This is a genomic window from Vibrio sp. 1580 (assembly GCF_033340055.1).
Map to the genome: position 1 here is coordinate 441,799 of NZ_JAWOVT010000001.1, position 23,692 is coordinate 465,490.

At 48.2% G+C, this 23,692-nt stretch carries 5 protein-coding genes; 2 read left to right on the plus strand and 3 right to left on the minus strand.

From position 1 onward, the window contains the following. Positions 1-193 precede the first annotated feature (193 nt). The 3 genes from R7093_RS02060 to R7093_RS02070 all read right to left on the minus strand — a co-directional run bounded on the left by R7093_RS02060 (position 194) and on the right by R7093_RS02070 (position 21,779). Positions 194-2,194, minus strand: coding sequence for a methyl-accepting chemotaxis protein (locus R7093_RS02060; RefSeq protein ID WP_318146480.1), 2,001 nt, complete (start codon positions 2,192-2,194; stop codon positions 194-196). Between the two features lie 121 nt (positions 2,195-2,315). Further along, complete coding sequence (locus tag R7093_RS02065; protein WP_033906832.1) at positions 2,316-2,669, minus strand: hypothetical protein; 354 nt, start codon at positions 2,667-2,669, stop codon at positions 2,316-2,318. A 432-nt stretch (positions 2,670-3,101) separates the two neighbouring features. Next, positions 3,102-21,779 (minus strand): tandem-95 repeat protein, encoded by an 18,678-nt coding sequence (locus tag R7093_RS02070; protein WP_318146481.1) that lies wholly within the window; start codon positions 21,777-21,779, stop codon positions 3,102-3,104. A 182-nt stretch (positions 21,780-21,961) separates the two neighbouring features. Here R7093_RS02070 and R7093_RS02075 point away from each other — a divergent pair, with 182 nt between their 5' ends. Then, complete coding sequence (locus tag R7093_RS02075; protein WP_031777210.1) at positions 21,962-22,330, plus strand: hypothetical protein; 369 nt, start codon at positions 21,962-21,964, stop codon at positions 22,328-22,330. A 9-nt stretch (positions 22,331-22,339) separates the two neighbouring features. Then, complete coding sequence (locus R7093_RS02080) at positions 22,340-23,689, plus strand: HlyD family type I secretion periplasmic adaptor subunit (protein WP_005375593.1); 1,350 nt, start codon at positions 22,340-22,342, stop codon at positions 23,687-23,689. The last annotated feature ends 3 nt before the right edge of the window (positions 23,690-23,692 follow it).

The window sequence follows — 23,692 nt, forward strand, 5'->3', positions numbered from 1 at the left end:
CATATTACGACTCCGGCTCGGTGAAGAAAATTTGGTTTTAACTATGATTTAAATAGCTAAATCCAATGAGCAAGTAGACGAATATCGGCGTATCATCCAACAAAAAGCCCCAACCCTTTTTGTGTAAAAAGGATTGGGGCTTTTTTACTATTTGGTTAACGTTCAAAAGTAGATGAACAGACGTAAACCTTATCTATGCCGTTTTGAAAGTTGCCATCTGTTGATTCAGTTCAGTAACTTGCTCTTTTACTTGCAATGATGTCTCTGATGCGCGTTGGCTGTTATTCGAAACCTCATCCACTGATTGAGTAATACAGGACATCAATCCAGTGATCGAATTGGTCGCATGAGATTGCTGCTCTGCCGCTGCCGCAAGCTCTGCCATTTGTTCATTCAAGGAACCTATTTGCTCAGTAGTAACAAGCAAACGAGTTACCGCTTTTTCAATGTGCTCAGCGCCCTGCTCCGCAAGTGATTGACTGTGTTCAATCTCCTCAACCACCGAATTGGTCGAGCGTTGAATCGCATTGATAATGCCGTTTATTTCTGTCGTCGATTGAGTAGTGCGCGTCGCTAACATGCGTACTTCGTCCGCCACAACCGCAAAGCCTCGTCCTTGGTCACCCGCACGCGCTGCTTCTATCGCGGCATTCAATGCCAGTAAGTTAGTTTGTTCTGCTAAGCCTTCAATCACTTCCGTCACTCGACCAATGGCTTCGCTCTCTTTACTTAACTGCGTCACTTGCGTGCTCGCGGTTTCAATGCTGCCATGTAAGCTTTCCATGGTGACTTTGTTTTGCTCTAGTGCATCGCGACCTTGTTCAATCTCGCCTTTTGAATCAGAAAGCTTCTGCACCGATTGATTGGCTTGATCTAGGGTGTTACGCGCGGCTAAAGCGATTTCATCCAATTGGCTTCCCATTTCAACAATGCTGGTCTGTTGCTGTTCAACATTCGATGAAGTGACTTGCGCCGATTCCAATAAAGCTCCCATGCTGGTATCCACTTGGTGCGCTTTTTCACTCACCCCTGCCACGATGCTCGCTAACGATTGGTTCATGCGGTTAATCGAATCGGTAAGGTCTGCCAATTCATCTTTCCCAACAACGGTGAGTGGAGGCTGAGAAACGTCTCCTGAAGCGATCGTCTTTGCACGCTCCGATAAGTTTTTCACTCGGCGACCAATGGTATTGCCCATGTATTTTGAAATCGCTACTGCGGCAAACAAAACCAATGCCGCAGCAATCAACATAGTGGTGAGTACGTTCTTGATCGACTGATTAATACCCTCTCCACTTTGATCAGCACGACTTTGCTGAGCCAATACGATCGTTTCTAAGCTTTGGTCTAGTACATCCGCTGCTGGCAACAGTTCATTCGCCATTAACAAGTTTGATTCGTTCCACTCTGGCGATTGACGCAATGCAATTACCTGCTCTGCTAAAGGAAAGTACAGCTGCTGCATTTCCTTAAACAGGGACCACAATGATTGGTCGTTATCAGTCAGTCTGTCGAGTTTACTGTCGATTTCCGCCACGGACTGATTGTGGTACTTAATCAAGTCGTGGTATTTGTCCAGATGATCTTGCTGCCCGTACAACAGGAAATCTCGCAAGGCGGACAGTGCATTGGCGAGCGAGGTATAACTGTCGGCGTAAACTTTAAACAGACGCTTTCTGTCTCCACCAAATGGGTTTCCTGACTCTTCATTGATTAAGCTTTGAAGCTGATCAAGTGCCACTTCTGCAATGGGTGCCGCTTCGTTAATAAAGAGGTTGTGCGCGGGTAAGTTCTCATCACTGTGGCTAAGTTCAATCAGCTTGTTCAAAGAGACTTTTACCGCGTCCCACTGGCTTTGAATCGCTTGAAAATCCTGTTCAGAGATCAAAGCCTGCAAAGTCGGAAGCGACTCGTCTGTAGATGCCATGATATTGCGAACGTCCTCACTCAGACGTGCGCTCGCCTCTTCATCGCCACCTAGCAACATGTAGGCTCGAATAGAAGACAGTGACGCTTGAACGGACTGTTGTATACCGCGACTGGTGTCGACGGTCGGTAAATCGGATTTAAGTAACGAAGAGGCGTATTGCTCTACGGTGGTGACGTTGCGATACGTGAATACCGCTGATGCCATAAAAAGTACGGCTAGCAGCACAAAACTGAGCTGCAACTTCCCTGATATCGTAAGGTTCATCCATAAACTCCTGACAACGATGAGCCTTAAATATAACGATGTTTACAAAAATGTTAAATACAGGTGTCAAAAGTTACTAAGAAAACCATGTAAACCACTATTTTAAGCCTATAAATAGGGCTTATTCGAAGTATGGTATGCGCTCACTACGTAAAATCAGATAATTAACGTAAGTCGTTTCTAAGCAGTCTTGCTCCCACAATGAAAGAATCCGCTTGGTGGCAAAGTAGTAATCTTTATTACGCAATAGCACGCCCACCGTGCGGCTGAGCTGCTCAAAGCGCTGTTGCTCATTAGCAGAGATGTCATTATCCTCATTTTCAATGATGGGCGCCAATCCATCGGCAAACCAATTGTTCAGAATTTCACGCATTTCTAGTTCTGACTCCGGCACATCGATACTCGACAACTCTCGATGCTGTGGTGGTGGCACTATGTACTTCGATGCTTTTGGCGAACTGACATAACGGTACATGTCGCTCCTCCTTGTAAATGACTCTTATACCCAAGTGACTTCAAGATGCAGGATTCAGAGCGTTGTCATTGATTCGGGGTCAAGGAAAACAACGCAGCGTAATAGTCAGCTCTTTCCAAGTTGTTTGACACAGAAACCGAGTCAATGACACGCTCCCGAAGGGCGAGCTGTCTTGGTTTGTATACTTTGTTGTCGATTCTTGATTTAGACCCACTAGACCTTTAAATCGCCGCCGCGTCTACAAACCAAGCCATTCTCGCTGAACCTAACATCTCGAGGTTACTTGGGTATAAACTAGCTAAGAATACTTTTTTCAATTTCCAAGTTTTTTTCTACAGCTCATAGAAAGAAGACCAACAAAAAAGCCATGCAAAGTAGACTCTGCATGGCTTTGGTTTGGGCAGCAATGACACTGCCCTCGTCTAGGACTGGTTACATTGAGCTTTGATCGAAATCGTTGCCTTGGTCAGTACCCGTTTGAGTATCCGAGTCGAAGCTGCCAGAGTCATCCGTGAAGTCAACACCTTGATCTTGACCTCCTGCACTTGTCCAGTCGCTGCCGCCAGATTCCATACCCGCCATGTCTGGTTGCTGATCTTGAGCAGAACCTTGCATGGTGTATTGATCATCGACTTCAACTTCAACTGTGCCACTCGCACCTTCTACCGCGCTGCCCAATTCGTCGTAACCTTGGAATTGGATTTCGCTCGTACCTTCGTAACCTTCTGGTAGGTCAACCGATACTGGTTGGTTCAGGTTGCCACTTAATGTGAAGCTGCCATCGCCATTATCCAGTGCGTTGCTTACTGATGCACCATCAGGTAGACCGGACATTTCTGCATAATCCACCGATTCGTTACCACTGACCTCATCTGGAACCGAGATAGAAATGGTATCGCCTGGTGCTGCAGTCACATCAGCTGCGCTCTCCTCTTCACTGTCTGCACCGTTTGCTGCTTGCTCTTCAGGCTGTTGCGCTTCGCCAACTTGCTGCTCTGCTGATACTTGAGCAGTTTGGATTTGTGGCTCGTCGCTTTGCGCTGAATCGTCCGCAACTTGGATGCTCAGATTCTGAGTCGATACTTCACCATTGTCGTTGACCTGAACATCCATAGCCAAATTGCCATCGAAGTCATCGTTCGGCCAGTATGTCCACTCTTCATCACCTGATTTCGCAAAGAAACCAGCATCGTTTGCATCGGCGACATCCAACACTTCTGCAGAAGGGCTAATGCCAAGCTCATCAATCAACTGCGCTTCCGTTAGTGTTAGTGAACCATCATCAGCCAGTGCGTAGCCTTCACTGGTTGTGGTTTCACCTTCACCTTGGATGTCGACATTGAAGAAGCTCTCAATGCGATTTTCACCGTCAGTTGCAATAAAGCCAACTTGAACATCTCCGGTGTAGCCTTCTGCTGGTGTGAATTGGTAGTTACCTTGGTTATCGGTCTCTATCACACCTTGACCTTCCATTAGGCTCACTGATTCAATGCTCAAGCTGTCGCCTTCTGCATCGCTCAATGTCGATAGCATGTCGTCATTGGTGAACGACAAGGTGCCATCCGCTGCCATTTCTGTGGTAGAAATGCTGTCGATTTCTGGAGAAGCATTCTCTTGTGGCGCATCTTCTTTCACGACCACACCTGTTTGCTCATCATGAAGCACACCGTCTTTATCAATCACATAAGCGATGTCCGCTTCACCAGTAAAGCCTGGTGCTGGATTGAATGTCCATGTGCCATCACCGTTATCGACAATCTCACCTTGGCTGCGATCAGCTAGGTGAACGAATTTCACTTCATCACCCGCGTCAGCATCTACGTTCTCTGCCAATCCGATTAGGTCATCAGCGGTTAGGATAACGGACTCACCCGCTAGGGTTTCGAAGTCACCTGAATCGATGCCATCTTCGAACTCTTCTGGTTCGTCACCATAATCCACCGTTGTTGCGGTCACGGTTACGAAGAACTCGCCATTAAAGTCAGCCGGAGGCGTCATTTGCAGGTCTGAAATATCCCACTCGTTCAAGTCGATGTATTGACCCGGCTCCGTGATGGTAATGGTGTTCACACCATCCGTAACTTCGAAGCCAACAGGGAAACCAGTCATCACTAGGTTACTTAGCGTTTCTGAATCGTCGATTAGACCGACATTCAAGCCTAGGTGACCTGTTTCGTCCTCACCGAACACTAACGGACCATCATGGTCGGTTGTGATGACTGCGCCATCGGCAACAGGGCGAACAAACACTGGTACGTCAAGTACCGTCTCAAACTCACCGTCACTTACCACAACTTGCAAGTCAGAAACCCCTGCAAAATCGCCAGTCGGTGTGAATGTCCAAGTACCGTCACCGTTGTCTGTTACCTCACCACCATCTTCACCTTCTGCGGTGATAATGCGTGATACGACTAGGTTTTCAGTGTCGATATCGCCGAACAAGTTCATCAGGTCGCCCGCGTCGAAGGTGAATGCGCCATCCTCGTCGGTTGCCATAAAGGCATTACCCACATTGAATGGAGCATCGTTGACTGGAATAACATCCACATTCAACGAACCTTCAACCACTTCTTCACCATCCGTCGCGGTGTAGCCCAGTTCCACCAAACCATTGAAGTCTTGAGTGGTCACCAAGTGGTACATACCATCTGGTTGCTGGGTTAATGTCGCGTTTGCAGGAGCACGAACCGTGATGCTTTCTACGCTGATTTCGTCACCATCAAGATCCGTAACTTGATCAGCGATGTAAGCAGGGTCAATCACCATGACCACATCTTCTTCGCCTTGCATCTGGATGGTTGGCGCTTCTGGTGCATCGTTAACCGCTTCGATGTTTAGATTGCCTTCAACCGGCGTAACTAAATCACCATCGCTGACGCCAAACGACATTGGCACATCACCATTGAAGTTTTCAGCCGGAGTGAATGACCAAGTACCATCACCGTTATCTAGCAAGTCACCGTATTGCTCATCAATCACTAGGTCGACAGCAGACAGTTCATCGTAGGTGTTGTCGATGTCTGTCGCGTTAGCAAGCAACATATCCTGCGTGATAAGAATGGTGGTATCTTCGGTGCCAGCAATATTCACTGGCGTTGATTGCGGCGCATCGTTAATTGGGTTCACCGTTAGGTCAACGCCCACTTCCACGCTCGCACCATCGTTATCAATCAAGTCGAAGCTTAGGTCGATATCGCCATTGAAGTTCGCATCAGGCGTAATCGTAAAGCTACCATCTTGGTTCTCAACAACGGTTGCATTGGCTACCGCGGTTAAGTTCACTGCTTCTAGATTATCGCTGTCTACGTCACCCGCTTGAGCCAGTAACTGCTCTTGACTCAATGTGATTGAACCGTCTTCATCGACGCTGTAAGCCAAGTCGCCAGATACCGGAGCATCGTTGACTGGCAATACATCAATGTTCGCGTTGGTTGTCGCAGTTGCACCGTCTTCATCAGCGACTACCACATCGAGACTTACGCCACCGTTGAAGTTTTCATTTGGTGCGAAGCTGTAAGTGCCATCGTCATTCGCCGTTAGAATGCCGTCGCTACCACTGTAAGAGACGCTTTCTAGGCTCACGTCACCTTCCACATCGCTTGATTGCGCTAGCAGTTGCTCTTCCGTGAAGATAATGACTTCGTCTTCATTGACAGAGTAACTTGTCGCACCTGCGATTGGTGGATCGTTCACCTCAAGTACTGTGATACCCGCAGTGGTTGAGTCTGTCGCACCCTCTTCATCGACAACCACAACGTCTAGGCTGACCTCGCCATTGAAGTTCTCGTTTGGAGAGAAGGTGTACGTACCATCGCCATTGTCTTGGAAGACGCCATCGTTGCCACTGTAAGTCACACTACTGATGTCTACGTCGCCTTCAATATCCGACGAATTAGCCAGTAGTTGCTCGTCACTGATGGTGATCGAGTTGTCTTCATGTACTGTGTAAGACGTGCTGCCCGCAACCGGAGGATCGTTCTCTGGCGTCACGCTTACGTCGATATTTGCGGTCACGGTATCCGTGCCATCAGAAACATCGAAGGTAAAGTTCACATCACCATTGAAGTTCTCGTTTGGAGCAAAGCTGTAGGTACCATCACCGTTATCGGTTAGGACACCATCGGCACCAGTGTAATTGACACCTTCTACCGATAGGTCATCACCATCAATATCCGTTGCGCCATCAAGCAGATCTTGGTCAGTGAAGGTCAACACACCATCTTCACCAATAGTGAACGCTTGATCTTCTGGCTGCGGCAAGTCATTAACTGGGTTAACCGTTAGGTCCGCCGTTGCAACGATAGTATCGCTGCCATCGTTGATATCGAACGTGATATCAATGTCGCCATTAAAGTTCGCGTCAGGCGTAATGGTAAAGCTACCATCGTCATTAGCCGTAACCGTCGCATCACCGCCAACCACTAGGTTGGAAGCGGTTAGTGCATCACCTTCTACATCCGTTGCTTGAGCGAGAAGCTGCTCTTGGCTTAGCGTGATTGAGTTGTCTTCGTCGACACTGTAAGCCAAGTCACCCGATACTGGGGCATCATTGATTGGCAGAACATCAATGTTTGCCGTCGTCGAAGCGGTCGCACCATCTTCGTCCACGACTACAACATCAAGGTTCACTTCACCATTGAAGTTTTGGTTTGGTGCAAAGCTGAACGTACCATCACCATTGTCGGTAAAGATACCTTCGCTGCCACTGTAGCTCACGCTATCTAGTGCTACCTCACCTTCAATATCGGAAGAGTTTGCCAACAACTGTTCTGCACTGATGGTGATGACTTCATCTTCATCAATGGTGTAACTGGTTGTACCTGCGATTGGTGGATCGTTCACCTCAAGAACGATAATACCCGCTGTTGTTGTATCAACCGCGCCGTCCTCGTCAACCACGACAACATCTAGGCTAACATCGCCTGTAAAGTTTTCGTTTGGTGAGAAGGTGTAAGTACCATCGCCATTAATTTCTAGCACACCGTCGTTACCGCTGTAACTCACGCTACTGATCGCAACATCACCCTCGATATCAGACGAATTAGCCAGTAGTTGCTCATCACTGATGGTGATCGAGTTGTCTTCATGCACAGTGTAAGACGTGCTGCCTGCCACCGGTGGATCGTTCTCTGGCGTCACGCTTACATCGATATTTGCGGTCACGGTATCCGTGCCATCAGAAACATCAAAGGTGAAGTTCACGTCGCCATTGAAGTTTTCGTTTGGCGCGAAGCTGTACGTGCCATCACCATTGTCGGTTAGGACACCGTCCGCGCCAGTGTAAGTCACGCCTTCAACTGTTAGGTTGTCACCTTCTACATCCGTCGCGCCTGTTAATAGGTCTGCATCTGTAAAGGTAAGAAGACCGTCCTCACCCACGGTGAACGCTTGATCTTGTGGCTCTGGAGCGTCATTGACTGGTGTAACGGTTAGGTCAAGACCAGCAGCAACCACTTCTTCGCCATCCGTGACATCGTAACTAAACTCAATGTCGCCGTAGAAGTTCTCGCTTGGAGTAATGGTGAAGCTGCCATCCTCGTTCATTTCAACCGTTGCATTTTCATCATTGGTGCTCAGGTTGATTGCACTTAAGTCATCGCCATCGATATCAACAGCGTGCTCCAGTAACTGCTCTTGAGTTAGCGTAATGCTGTTGTCTTCGGCAGTGACTGCAGTGATGTCACCCGTTACTTCTGGTGCATCATTGGTTGGCGAGATATGAATCGTCACATCTTGCGTCGCTGTCGCCGTTGTACCTGTATCCACATCCGTAGAGGTTGCATTTACGGTTAGCGTCACATCGCCGTTGAAGTCCGCAGAAGGGATAAACTCTAGTCCTTCTAGCTCGCCTGGTTGTAGTGACCAAGTGCCGTCGCCATTATCAACACCCGCTGATAATGCGCTGCCTTCTGGCACATCTTCAATCAAGATAGCGAGGTTTTCTGAGCCATCGGTATCGGTCAATGCTGCATCGATATCAAGCGGCACAGGTGTATCTTCGGTACCAATGATTTGGTAATCCGCATCCGCTACCGTGATTTCGATGTTGTCGATACCGAACGATTCATCCCAAACGTCTTGATTCAAGGTTGAGCCGAAGCCCAGTTGCAATTCACCATCCTCGACAGGAACCGTTAGGTTGATTTGGTGAGCTTGGTCATTCCAACCACTGAAGCCTTCACGTTGAGAGGCTCCGTGGATCACTTCACCCACTTCATTACCATCTGAGTCGTAAAGCGTTGTCGTACCATCTTGAGTACGGAACGCGGAGTTTTCCAAGGTGGTTAGCTGTTCACCGCCCACAAAGATTTGGAACGACTCGCCATCCCAAGAATCGATTTCGTAGAAGCTAAACGATATATTCACTTCATTAACATCACTTGGGATCTCGTAGGTTTTGCTGACCGCTTCATCACCGCCAGTGCCACCAATACGACCCAGCATGTCGCCCGTTTCGAAGCCTTGAGAGCTTTCAGTGTTCGCGTTCCAACCGTTCGAGCCAGACTCGAAGTTATCAGACGCAATCACCAAGTCCGAAGCAATCGAAAGCTCTGGCATATCAACAACAGATTGAACATCAATGTTCGCTTCTGCTGGTACGGTTGCGGTGCCATCGTTGACATCAAACGTTACGTTCACGTTGCCATCGAAGTTTTCATTCGGTGCGAAGGTGTACGTGCCGTCACCGTTATCAACCAAAGTACCGCTGTCAGAAGCAACGTTTTCTACGGTTAGGTTATCACCATCGATATCACCTGCATTTTGCAGCAGTTGCTCTTCGGTAAAGGTGAAGCTGGTGTCTTCTTGCGTGACGAACTGTGGCTGACCAACCGTTGGCAAGTCATTCACTGGGTTCACAGTCAGATCGGCAGTCGCTTGAATGGTTGCATCGCCGTCCGTAATGTCGAAGCTCAGATCAATGTCGCCATTGAAGTCTGCATCCGGTGTGATTGTGAAGCTGCCGTCATCGTTTGCAACAACGGTCGCATTGCCGTCAACAGTCAGGTTGGATGCAGTTAGGTCATCACCATCCACGTCGCCTGCTTGTGCAAGAAGTTGCTCTTGGCTGAGGGTGATAGAACCATCTTCATCCACGCTGTAAGCCAAATCACCTGATACTGGCGCATCGTTGACTGGCAATACATCAATGTTTGCATTGGTTGCTACCGTTGCACCGTCTTCATCGGTCACGACCACATCTAGGCTGACATCACCGTTGAAGTTTTCGTTTGGTGCGAAGCTGAATGTACCGTCGTCGTTATCGGTAAAGATACCATCGACGCCGCTGTAGCTGACGCTATCAATCGCGACATCACCTTCAACATCCGAAGCATTCGCCAATAACTGCTCAGAGCTAATGGTGATGACTTCGTCTTCGTTCACTGAGTAGCTAGTTGCGCCGGCAATTGGTGGATCATTTACCTCAAGTACTGTAATACCTGCGGTGGTTGAATCCGTCGCACCATCTTCATCTACCACGACAACATCTAGGCTGACTTCACCATTGAAGTTCTCGTTTGGCGAGAAGGTGTAAGTACCATCGCCATTGTCTTGGAACACGCCATCTGCGCCACTGTAGCTCACGCTATCAACCGAAACATCGCCTTCAATATCCGACGAATTCGCTAGTAACTGCTCATCGCTGATGGTGATCGAACTGTCCTCATGCACCGTGTAAGACGTGCTGCCTGCTACCGGTGGATCGTTCTCTGGCGTCACGCTTACATCGATATTTGCGGTCACGGTATCCGTGCCATCAGAAACATCGAAGGTAAAGTTCACATCGCCATTGAAGTTTTCGTTTGGCGCGAAGCTGTAAGTGCCATCACCATTGTCGGTTAGGACACCATCTGCGCCAGTGTAAGACACACCTTCAACCGATAGATTATCGCCATCGATATCTGTTGCGCCATCAAGCAGATCTTCATCAGTGAACAGCAAGACGCCATCTTCACCAATGGTGAACGCTTGATCTTCTGGCTGTGGTAGGTCGTTAACTGGATTAACCGTTAGGTCAGCCGTTGCAACAATAGTGTCGGTGCCATCGTTGATATCGAACGTGATATCAATGTCACCATTGAAGTTCGCATCAGGCGTGATGGTGAAGCTGCCATCATCGTTTGCCGTGACCGTTGCATCACCGTCAACCACTAGGTTAGATGCGGTTAGCGCGTCGCCTTCTACATCCGATGCTTGAGCAAGAAGCTGCTCTTGGCTTAGCGTAATTGAATTGTCTTCATCGACACTGTAAGCCAAGTTGCCCGATACTGGCGCATCGTTGATTGGCAATACATCGATGTTTGCGTTAGTTGCCGCAGTTGCACCGTCTTCATCAACAACCACAACATCTAGACTAACACCGCCATCAAAGTTGGCGTTTGGTGCGAAGCTGAATGTGCCGTCGCCGTTATCGGTAAAGATACCGTCGGAGCCGCTGTAGCTCACGCTATCAATCGCAACTTCACCTTCAACGTCAGAAGCGTTCGCCAATAACTGTTCAGAGCTAATGGTGATAACTTCGTCTTCGTTCACTGAATAGCTGGTCGCGCCTGCGATTGGTGGATCGTTCACCTCTAGAACAGTAATGCCAGCGGTAGTGGAATCCGTCGCACCGTCTTCATCGACCACGACAACATCAAGGCTCACTTCGCCATTGAAGTTCTCGTTTGGCGAAAAGGTGTAAGTACCATCACCATTGTCTTGGAACACACCATCTGTGCCGCTGTAGCTGACGCTATCAATCGCGACATCTCCTTCGACGTCTGATGAATTTGCCAATAACTGCTCGTCACTGATGGTGATCGAATTATCTTCATGCACCGTGTAAGACGTGCTGCCTGCTACCGGTGGATCGTTCTCTGGTGTGACTGTCACATCGATATTCGCGGTCACGGTATCCGTGCCATCAGAAACATCGAAGGTAAAGTTCACGTCGCCATTGAAGTTTTCGTTTGGAGCGAAGCTGTATGTGCCATCGCCATTGTCAGTTAGGACACCGTCCGCACCTGTGTAAGTGACGCCCTCAACAGATAAGTCATCGCCATCAATGTCCGTTGCACTATCAAGCAGGTCTTGATCAGTGAAGGTCAACACGCCATCTTCACCAATGGTGAACGCTTGATCTTCTGGCTGCGGCAAGTCATTAACTGGGTTAACGGTTAGGTCCGCCGTTGCAACAATAGTATCGCTGCCGTCGTTGATATCGAACGTGATATCAATGTCGCCATTGAAGTTCGCATCTGGCGTGATAGTGAAGCTACCATCGTCGTTTGCCGTAACCGTTGCATCGCCATCAACCACTAGATTAGATGCGGTTAATGCGTCACCTTCTACATCCGATGCCTGAGCAAGAAGCTGCTCTTGGCTCAGTGTGATTGAGTTGTCTTCGTCGACGCTGTACGCCAAGTTACCCGATACTGGTGCATCATTGATTGGTAAGACATCGACTGTAATGTAAGTATCGACCTCTGCGCCGTCTTCATCGCGAATGGTCACATCCAACTGCACTTGGCCATTGAAGTTTTCATTCGGTGCAAAGCTACAAGTACCATCCCCGTTTACTGAGAAGATGCCATCTGGACCGTCGTAGCTGATGCCTACTAGCTCAACATCTCCTTCAACATCCGAAGCATTCAGTAGCACTTGAGATTCACTAAACGTTAGAACTTGGTCTTCATCGATAGTGTATGCGGTAGGACCTGCGATTGGCGGGTCATTTACCTCAATCACAGTAATGCCAGCAGTGGTAGAGTCCGTTGCACCATCTTCATCGACAACGACAACATCTAGGCTCACCTCGCCGCTGAAATTTTCGTTTGGTGAGAAGGTGTACGTACCATCACCGTTGATTTCCAGCACGCCATCGTTACCGCTGTAGCTCACGCTATCAATCGCCACTTCGCCTTCTATATCAGACGAGTTAGCCAACAGCTGTTCGTTACTAATGGTAATCGAATTGTCTTCATGAACGGTGTAAGCCGTGCTGCCTGCAACCGGTGGATCGTTCTCCGGCGTCACGCTTACGTCGATATTCGCCGTCACAGTATCCGTGCCATCGGAAACATCGAAAGTGAAGTTCACGTCGCCATTAAAGTTCTCGTTTGGTGCGAAGCTATATGTGCCATCACCATTGTCAGTAAGAACACCGTCCGCGCCTGTGTAAGTGACGCCCTCAACAGATAAGTCATCCCCTTCAATATCGGTAGCGCCTGTTAGGAGATCCGCATCAGTAAAGGTCAGCACACCATCTTCACCAATGGTGAACGCTTGATCTTGTGGTTCAGGCGCATCGTTAACTGGTGACACCAATAACTCAAGGTTGGTTGAGACAACATCATCGCCGTCAGACACATCGAACGTAAAGGTGATGTCACCATTAAAGTCCGCATCTGGCGTTAAGGTGTAAGTACCGTCACCATTGTCTGTGATGGTGATGTTTTCATCATCCGTTGCCAAGTTCAGCGCTGTCAGTTGGTCTCCATCCAAGTCACGCGCATTAGCGAGCAAATCTTCTTGCGTGATTAGGATTGAACCATCTTCTTCAACCACAGCAGAAACAGGCAATGCTTCAGGCGTATGTTCAATGTGAGCACCCGTTGCATTGACGTAGATGGTTTGAGAAACGGTTTCAGAATCATTATTTGATAGCTCTGTCGCCGTTGCCGTTACATTGATTTCTAGCTGTTGGTTAAAGTCTTCTGGCAATTGAATCTGTAGCTCTTGTTCAATTGCTGTGGTTGGAAGCGTTACAGAACCATCTGGACCGACTGTTACTTCACCGCTGTAGATCTGGCTGTTCACTTCACCTACATCAATGGTGAAGTTGAAGTCACTATAATCGGCATCGCCGCCACCGTAGAGATCTTCAAAGCCGTAAACCAGTTCACCGTCTTCGTTCACAGTAGTTCGAGTATGTTCAATGCCATCTTGGTTGAGCTCTGAGCTTGTGCCGCCATGGAAGACTGCATCACCAAATTGGCTTTGAATCACGGTTTCAGAACCATCAGCACCCACAAACACGAGTTGTGGGTCGACCGTATCCATGTTCGCAGGAGAGCCATCTGCCGCACGGAACTCATACTGACCATCTTGCATGGACGCAAAGTCATTGAAGTTATGACCGTTAGGAATCAAGAATAGGTTGAAGCTTTCCCCTTCCGAGATTTGGAAGCTGAACTGATCTTGTCCCGGAATGAGGTCACCGCCTCCGCCAACTTGAGAGGCGTTTTCGTACACCACTTCAACGCCCGTGATATTGCCGTCTTCATCAACTTTGTAATAGCCAGCTGCGTTTTGGTAACCCGCGGTTTCACCTTCAAAGGTAACCGTGATTTCAGTATCGTTAAAACTGGTGATACCGTTGTCTTGATCGTTAAGTACCCCTTCGTTGTCGTAGCTGATCACCGAACCTTCTGGGACACCATCCACGGTCACCGTCAGCGTTTCTGACAAGTCTTGGTCAACCAATGCAGCGGCGATGTTCACTTCAACAATACCGCCTGGCTCAACCAAGATTGCTTGATCATCCACGTTTCGACCATCGCCATCAGTGATGACTAGGTCTGGCGCATCTGCCACGGCTTCGATATGGACATTAATGTCTTGCTCAACTTCATCCGTACCGTCAGAAACCGTAAAGCTGAACTGCAAGTCACCACTGAAGTGCTCTTCTGGTACGAAGCTAAATGTACCGTCACCGTTGTCCGTTACAGTACCTTCATCACCCGAGTAATTAATGCTGGTAACAGTGAGGTCATCACCATCAATATCAATCGCACCACTTAGCAGATCTTCTTGCGTGAACAGGATGCTGCCATCCTCTTCAATGTGGTACATGCCAGGCGCAACAATTGGAATGTCATTGACTGGGTTCACCGTCAATGTCATTTCATTGGCAACACTCAATTCACCGTCGCTTACTTCATAAGTAAACTCTATGTCTCCATTGAAATGTTGTGAAGGCGTAACGGTAAAGGTGCCGTCACCGTTATCCACGATAGAGGCATTAGGATCATTGGTTTCTAATGCCGTTGCGTACAGGTCATCACCATCTTGATCGCTGGCGTTTTCAAGCAGCATTTCTTGTGTCACGAGGATAGATCCATCCTCGTCCACGTCTGCCACGATTGGCGCTGCTTCTGGTGCGTCGTTGACGAACTCAACTTTCAAGTCGATGTTTGCCGCCACCACATCGGTGCCATCGCTCACATCAAACGTGAGGTCAACATTACCAAAGAAGCCCTGCTCTGGCGTTAATGTGTAAGTGCCATCGCCATTGTCTGTCACTTGCACCGTGTCGCTTAAACTCGTCACGTTAACAACAGACAGGTCATCGCCTTCGATGTCCGTCGCTTGAGCCAGCAGCTCTGCTTCAGTAATCGTGATAGCTTCACCGTCTTCTGTGGTGAAGGACAAATCAGGCACATCTGGCAGGTCGTTCACTGGGTTAACGGTGAGGTTTAGATCCGCAGCGACGGTTTCAATCGCGTCAGTTACGTCATAAGTAAATTCGATTTCACCAAAGAAGTTTTCGCTCGGTGTAATCGTAAAGCTACCATCAGCGTTCTCAACGATAGTTGCATTAGGATCGTTGGTCGATAGGTTCACCGCTTCAAGGTTGTCACCATCCACGTCCGTCGCGTTCGCTAACAAGTCTTCTTGAGTGATGGTAATTGAGCCATCTTCATCAACGACCGCATCAACTGGACCGCTAACCTCTGGACCTTCGTTGACGATCTCAACATCGATCTTCGCAGTGCTTGGGGCACTTGCTTGACCATCGCTGATGTCGAAGGTCAAGTTCACTTCACCGTAGAAGTTCGAAGTTGGCTCGAAGGTAAAGGTGTTGTCGCCGTTGTCTGTCAACGTACCTTGTGACTGGTCAACAAGCAGTAGATTCTCGATATGCAGAATGTCGCCATCCACATCGGTCGCACCTGATAGTAGGTCTTTTGCTTCGATGATGATGGTGCCGTTTTCTAGCATTTGAGTATGCAGCGGCGCACCAGGAACTGGCACATCATTGACTGGAATAACGGTCAGATCTAGATGGGTGTCGACTTCATCGGTGCCATCGAAGACTTTGTAATCAATGTCGACTTCACCATTGAAGTTTTCATTCGGCATAAAGGTGTAAGTGCCGTCGCCATTGTCGACAAGCTCACCGTTATCACCGCTGTAAGAGATATCAGAGATAGACAGCGCATCGCCTTCCACGTCACTTGCATTGGCAAGCAGATCGTCCGCGCTAAACGTAATGCCCACATCCTCATCAGTCGACAACACAATCGGACCAGAAACGATTGGCGCATCGTTTACTGCTTCGAAGTTGATGTTGATGATGTTGTCGTCAGTGAGTTCACCATCCGTGACTTGGTAACCTAGCTCAATCTCACCGTAGAAGTTCTCATCTGGTGTGACTGTCCATGTACCATCGCCGTTGTCGGTTAACGTAGCGTGCTCCGCGTTATCCCCCACCAGCTCTAGGTTTTGAATATCAAGGACATCACTATCGATATCACTCGCTTGTGCTAAAAGCTGCTCTTCTGTGATAACCACAGAGGCAAACTGCGTAGAACCTTCGGTATCGATGGTCACATTTGGCAAGTCAGCGGTCAGTTCGATTTCACTGTCACCTTCTCGGATATTCAGTTCTACCGTCTCCGTGATTTCCGTACCGTCCACGCCAATAGATGTGAACACCGCTTCATCATGACAAGTTTGCGAAACCGTCATGTTTTGAACCACGTAAGTACCGTTACCTTGAATCGTACCTAGTTCGAAGTAAGATACAGGCTCGTTCACCGTTAGGGTGTAATCCGTCTCATAGCTACCACGATCTTCTTTGTGATAAGTCATCGAGTCGATCAAGTCACCATCAGAGTTGAATGCGCGAATTTCGACTTCGGTAAAGTGGCGAGACTCTTCCATAAACCAGCCGCCTAGACCATCTAGGTGGAAGCTGATTTCGTTGATGTCTTGGCCTTCAACGGTCACAGTCAGTTTTTCATCACCGCTCAAGCCTTGGCGGTCAATATCGCCAATACCGTGACCGATGTGTGTTTTACCATTCCACGCACCGAGTGGGTCATCATTACTTTGAACGGTAACTTTCAAATCACCATCAACAAACTCACGTGTGTAAGGGTCAACAGCAGTACCCCAATCATCGAGGCTAGCGTTGTCATCAAAGGTACCAATTTGACTCGTATGCGTACCGTTTGCCAATGCATCATCGTTTGGAATGAAGCGCACTTCCGTGTCTGCAGGCACCTCCTGCCCGACTTCTAGCTGTACCCATTCGTCATTTAGATTTGCTTCAATGATGCCGTTTTCAGGGGCTTGGTCGAGACGTAACGCAGGCTCTTCACGCAGAGAAACACCCACTGTTTGGTCTTCTTCTGCTTGAATAAAGATCTCGTCGCCCGCTTCTGGCGCATCGTTGACAGGATTAACGGTCAGATCCAACGTGGTCAGAACATCATTTTCGCCATCGCTTATGTTGTAAGTGAAGTCCAACTCACCATTGAAGTTTTCCGTATGCGTAATCGTGAATGAACCATCATCGTTGGCTACGATCGTCGCATCCGGGTCATTGGTTTGTAGATTGCTGGCAACAAGGTCATCACCTTCAATGTCTGTCGCATTCGCAAGCAACTGTTCTTGTGTAATGGTGATGGCGTTATCTTCATCCACCTCAGCTTGAATGCCTGACGTTTCTGGTGCGTCGTTCACCGCGATAACATCGATGCCTGCGGTTGTTGTATCCGTTGCACCATCTTGGTCGATAACTGTAACGTCGAGCGAAATGTTACCGTCAAAGTTCTCATTTGGCGTGAAGGTATATGTGCCGTCGCCATTGTCCACGAAGCTACCGTCGTTACCAGAGTAGCTAACATTCGCCAAGGCTACATCGCCTTCCACATCAGAAGAGTTGGCTAACAACTGCTCGTCACTAATGGTGATTTGACCGTCTTCTTGAACCGTGTAAGACGTAGAACCTGCCACCGGTGGATCGTTCACTGGTGTCACGCTGACATCAATGAATGCCGGTGTTGAACCTGTGCCGTCAGACACATCGAATGTGAACTGAACATCACCGTTGAAGTTCTCATTCGGCGCGAAACTATAAGTGCCATCACCATTGTCGGTAAGTACACCATCCGCACCTGTGTAGAGAACGTTTTCGATAGACAGATCATCGCCATCAATATCCGATGCACCTTCCAATAGGTCTGCATCCGTGAACAGCAAGGTGCCATCTTCTTCTACCGTGAACTGTTGATCTTGCGCTTGTGGCAAGTCATTCACAGGATTAACCGTAATATCCAGACCAACTTGTACCGAGCCGCCATCGTTATCAATGATATCGAAGGTCAGATCTAGGTCACCGTTGTAGTTTTCATCTGGTGTGATGGTGTAGCTGCCATCATCGTTGTATTGAATCGTCGCGTTGTCATCTGTCGATAGATTGATGGCTTCAAGGTTCTCGCTATCAATATCGCCCGCTTTGGCAAGCAGCTGCTCTTGGCTTAGCGTGATTGAGCTGTCTTCGTTGATGGTGTAAGCCAAATCACCCGATACTGGTGGATCGTTGATTGGCAATACATCGACATTGATGTGCGTATCAACGGTTGCCCCATTCTCATCTTGAATGGTCACATCCAACTGAACTTGGCCATTGAAGTTCTCGTTTGGCGCAAAGCTACAAGTACCATCGCCATTGACGGTAAAGATACCATCCGAGCCTTCATAGCTGATGCCAACAAGCTCTACATCGCCCTCGATATCAGATGCGTTAGCAAGAATTTGTGACTCACTGAATGTCAGTACTGAATCTTCGTCAATCGTGTAAGACGTTGGACCGGCAACTGGAGGGTCATTCACTTCAATGACGGTAATGCCTGCAGTCGTTTCGTCAATCGCACCTTGCTCATCCGCCACAATCACATCAAGGCTGATATCACCGCTGAAGTTCTCATTCGGCATGAAGGTGTAAGTGCCGTCACCGTTGTCTTGGAATACGCCATCGGTGCCTGAATAGGTCACGCTATCGATGGACACTGCGCCTTCCACATCCGAAGAGTTAGCCAGAAGCTGCTCGTCGGAAATGGTAATCGCGTTGTCTTCATCAACCATGTAAGACGTTGCACCCGCAACCGGAGGATCGTTGACTGGAGTGACGCTCACGTCCACATTGGCAGGTACGGTCTCAGTGCCGTCAGAAACACCAAAGCTAAAGCTGACATCACCGTTGAAGTTTTCGTTTGGTGCAAAGGTGTAAGTACCATCACCGTGGTCAGTCAGCACACCATCGCTGCCTGTGTAGCTAATGCCATCAACCGTTAAGCTATCGCCATCGATGTCGGTCGCGCCAGCAAGCAAGTCTGCGTCAGTAAACTGAAGCGTGCCGTCTTCTTCAACACTAAACTGCTGGTCTTGAGGAACAGGAAGATCGTTAACCGGATTAACCGTTAGATCCGCCGTTGCTTGGATAGTGTCTGTGCCGTCCGTAATGTTGAATTGGATATCAATGTCACCATTAAAGTCCGCATCTGGCGTAATCGTGAAGCTGCCATCGTCGTTCGCTGTGACGGTTGCGTTTCCATCTACAGTCAAATCGCTAGCAGTCAGACCATCTCCCTCAATATCAGACGCTTGAGAAAGAAGCTGTTCTTGGCTGAGTGTAATCGCACCGTCTTCATTAACGCTGTAAGCCAAACCACCCGATACTGGCGCATCATTGATTGGCAATACATTCACATTAATGACGGTATCAACTTCTGCTCCATCTTCATCTCGAATGGTCACATCAAGTTGAACTTGCCCGTTAAAGTTCTCGTTTGGCGCGAAGCTGCACGTGCCATCATCGTTAACGGTGAAAATGCCATCCGGACCATCGTAACTAATGCCAACAAGCTCTACATCGCCTTCCACATCAGAGGCATTCAGCAGCACTTGCGATTCACTGAAGGTCAGAACTGAATCTTCATCAATGGTGTAAGAAGTTGGTCCTGCGACTGGTGGATCGTTCACTTCCAGCACCGTAATGCCAGCAGTGGTGGCATCCGTTGCGCCTTCTTCATCAGCGACGACAACATCAAGCGTCACTTCACCATTAAAGTTTTCATTTGGAGAGAAGGTGTACGTACCGTCACCATTGATTTGCAACACACCATCGCTGCCAGAGTAGCTCACGCTATCAATCGAGACATCCCCTTCTAAATCCGAAGAGTTTGCCAACAGCTGCGCGTCAGAAATGGTAATAGAGTTGTCTTCGTGAACCGTGTAAGACGTTGAGCCTGCCACCGGAGGATCATTCACCGGCGTAACGCTCACATCTACATTCGCTGAAACCGTATCTGTGCCATCAGACACGTCGAAGCTGAAGTTTACATCGCCATTGAAGTTCTCATTTGGCGCAAAGCTATATGTGCCATCTCCATTGTCAGTTAGAACGCCGTCGGTGCCTTCATAGCTGATTCCCGTTACCGAAAGGTCATCGCCTTCAATATCGGTAGCGCCAGTAAGCAGGTCTGCGTCCGTAAAGATCAGCGTGCCATCTTCTTCCACGCTGAACTGCTGGTCTTGAGGAACCGGCAAATCGTTTATTGGGTTAACGGTTAGATCAGCGGTTGCTTGAACGGTGTTCGTGCCATCGGAAATATCGAAGCTGATGTCGATATCACCGTTGAAATCTGCGTCCGGCGTGATGGTGAAGCTACCATCGTCATTTTGAGTCACCGTCGCATTGCCATCTACCGAAAGGTTAGACGCCGTCAGTGCATCGCCTTCCACATCGGAAGCTTGCGACAACAACTGCTCTTGGCTCAAACGAATCGAGCCATCTTCATCCACCGAGTAAGCAAGATTGCCAGATACTGGTGCGTCATCGACTGGTGTGACGCTTACATCAATGTTGGCAGAAACCGTATCTGTACCGTCGGACACATCAAAGCTGAAGTTCACATCGCCATTGAAGTTTTCATTTGGCGCGAAAGTGTAAGTCCCATTACCGTTATCGGTCAGGATGCCGTCGCCACCATCGTAACTTACACCTTCAACTGTGAGGTTATCGCCTTCAATATCCGTTGCGCCAGCAAGCAGGTCAGCATCGGTGAAGATCAGCGTACCATCCTCTTCAATCTCAAAGGTTTTATCTTCAGGCACTGGTGCGTCATTGATTGGACGAACAGTTAAATCAATCGAGCTAGAAATGGTTTCTTGACCATCACTGATATCAAACGTTAAGCCGAGTTCACCATTAAAATCAGTATCAGGTGTGACGGTATAAGTGCCATCACCATTATCCACAACGGATGCATTAGCACCCACTTGCACGTTGAATGCGGCAAGATCATCGCCATCAACATCACTCGCGTACCCGAGAAGTTGTTCTTGCGTGAAGGTAATGGTGCCATCTTCATCCATGATGTATGCCAGATCTTGCCCTACTTCTGGCGCGTCATTTTCACCTTCGACTTTAATTTGGAACGTTTCGCTCGTAGTTTCGGAGTCGAAATCGTCTTCTACTTGCGTCGTGGTTTCTTCGCTGGTGTCTTGTACATCCACCGCGAAGCTCTCTTCAGTGGTTTCTGAATCTAGCTCGTCACCACCTTGAGAACCTTCAGAGTCTGAAGAAGCACTTGGCGCAGATGAAGTTTGTACCGCTTGTCCTTGCGCTTCATTGCCTTCTGCGTCCGAACCACCTTCAGAGCCAGAGGCATCACCACCACCGACCGCTTGGGCACCCGCCCCAGAATCCGAACCACCGCTGCCCAGAGCCTCGTCACCTGATTCTCCGCTAGAAGCTACACTATCAACAACATTGGATTGTGCAGCGTCAGAGTCGCTGCTACTTTCAGTATCCTCTTCTTGAACTGCGCCACCCGAGCTCACTGCTTCTTCTTCCGTACCCGCGCCACTAGGATTTTCTTCCATCGCACGATTGGCTTCATCAACAGCATCTGCGCTTTCAGCACCGGTCGCTACAGTCGAAGAGACGGTCGACTGCTGTTTTTCTTCTTTTGTCCCCGTATCCTTCGTTTCTGTTTGCTCTACCGCATCGTTAAGCTTTTCATTGTCTTTTTCTTGATTAGTGTCGCCTGCCATTACAGCCTCCGTTGCTTTTAGCTAACTGATCGTATTTAGAGGCAGTAAAGGACACCATTTTTAGAAACCAACTTTTTTATACAACTTTTTTCATACCTTTCGAGTTCCATAAAAACAAAAAAATTTGAAAACCCAGTATAAAGATCCTTACTTGTTGTCATTAAAGCAATTAGTGCGGTGGGATAATGATAAATATGACAAATCTGTTGCGCTCAGTCGACAACAGCCATAAAGGGCTGCAATTGCTATTAGGCGATTTTTACCAAGATTTCAGTGACGCAGGGATTGATATTGAGATGCTGCATAAACAAAACCGTTTTGAAGCACTCAGATGTTATTCAAAAAGACTAAAGACCATTCTCGTCTTGTTATGTGATGACGACTTACCACCAAAATTGGCAAAGCTTGAACACTTAAACAAACACCATTTCCCTGCTCCTAATGAATTGATCGAGGATGTTAAAACCGAGCTTAACAACGTAAACAAACAAATTAGCCAGCTGTTAAAAATCGAAAATTCAATCGATAGCCGCACAGGTAGTGAATCGTAGGGGTGGCTCATGAGCAATAAGCAAATAGAACATCACCTCAAAAAGGCGCTCGTTTCGAACAACGAAGCTTCGAAGGTAACAACAGACGATACAATCGTGCTAGCCAGTGCAATGACCAGCGTACACAAAACCTTGCTGGTTATCTTTTTGCTTTCCATGGTGGCTATCGCCGTGGCATCTCAGGCTCGTATCGACATTGTGGTGTCGGTGCGCGGTGAGCTATTGCTCGAATCTGACATCGAAAAAGTGCAACACCTTGAAGGCGGTATTCTAGAAGAAATGCTAGTGCGCAAAGGCGAAGTAGTTTACGAAGGTCAGCCTATAGCACGCCTTCGCTCTCTGGATAGAAACACTCAACTCGATACGGTAAACACAGAGATCATTCAGCTTGAGCTAGACAAGATTCGTTACGAAAGCCTGCGCGATATGGTGGAACCCGATTTTTCTGCCTACATCGAAAAGTACCCAGAATTAGTGCAAGTCAACATGAATACCTGGCAGCAAGAATTTTCTAAAAACCGTTCCAATGAAGAGTTGATCACTCACGATATCCAACATAAGAATTCGCTTATTGATTCAATGCTCAAGCGCCGTAAAAGCTCCGAGAACCAGCTCTCCTTGATACGCAAGCAGCTCAATATTAAGAACACCTTGTACAAAGAGGAAATGGCGTCTTACGTCGATGTTCTGAATATGCAGGTTCAAGAGTCAAACATGGTGCGTGAGATTGAAAACCTTGATGAGTCGGTCATGAATGAGCGCTTCCAACTCGACAAACTAGAGAAGCAGTACCGAGACTTGGTGGAGAATCGTAATGCCGAGTATCAAGCACAAATCATTCAAGCAAACAAGGACTTAAAGTTGAAACGTATATTACGTCCTCAACACTCAGATAAAGTGGATCGCCTCGTGGTTTACGCCCCTATTGACGGTGTAGTAGATAAAGTGCACTTCAATTTCCGCTCCGCTGTGATACCGCCAGGTGAAAGCATCGCGGACATTGCACCGATCAATAACGCCCTTCACGGAGAGGCGAAGATCCCGCGTAAAGACATGGGTTTTGTAGAAATCGGACAAGCGGTCAAAGTGAAGATGGATACCTACAACTTTGCCAAATACGGATTTTTGGAAGGTCGAATTGCATCGATCAGCCGTTCTTCTTATGAAGAAGAAGACGCTGAATTCTATCTCGCGGAAATCCAAATCAGTCAAAACTATCTAGAGCGCGGAGGCACACAATACAAGCTGTCCCCTTATATGGAGTTTACCGCAGACGTGAAAACAGGTTCACGCCGGGTGATCGAATACGCAGCGAAGCCGGTTATGTCGGCTATCGAAGACGCATTCGATGAGAGGTGATGG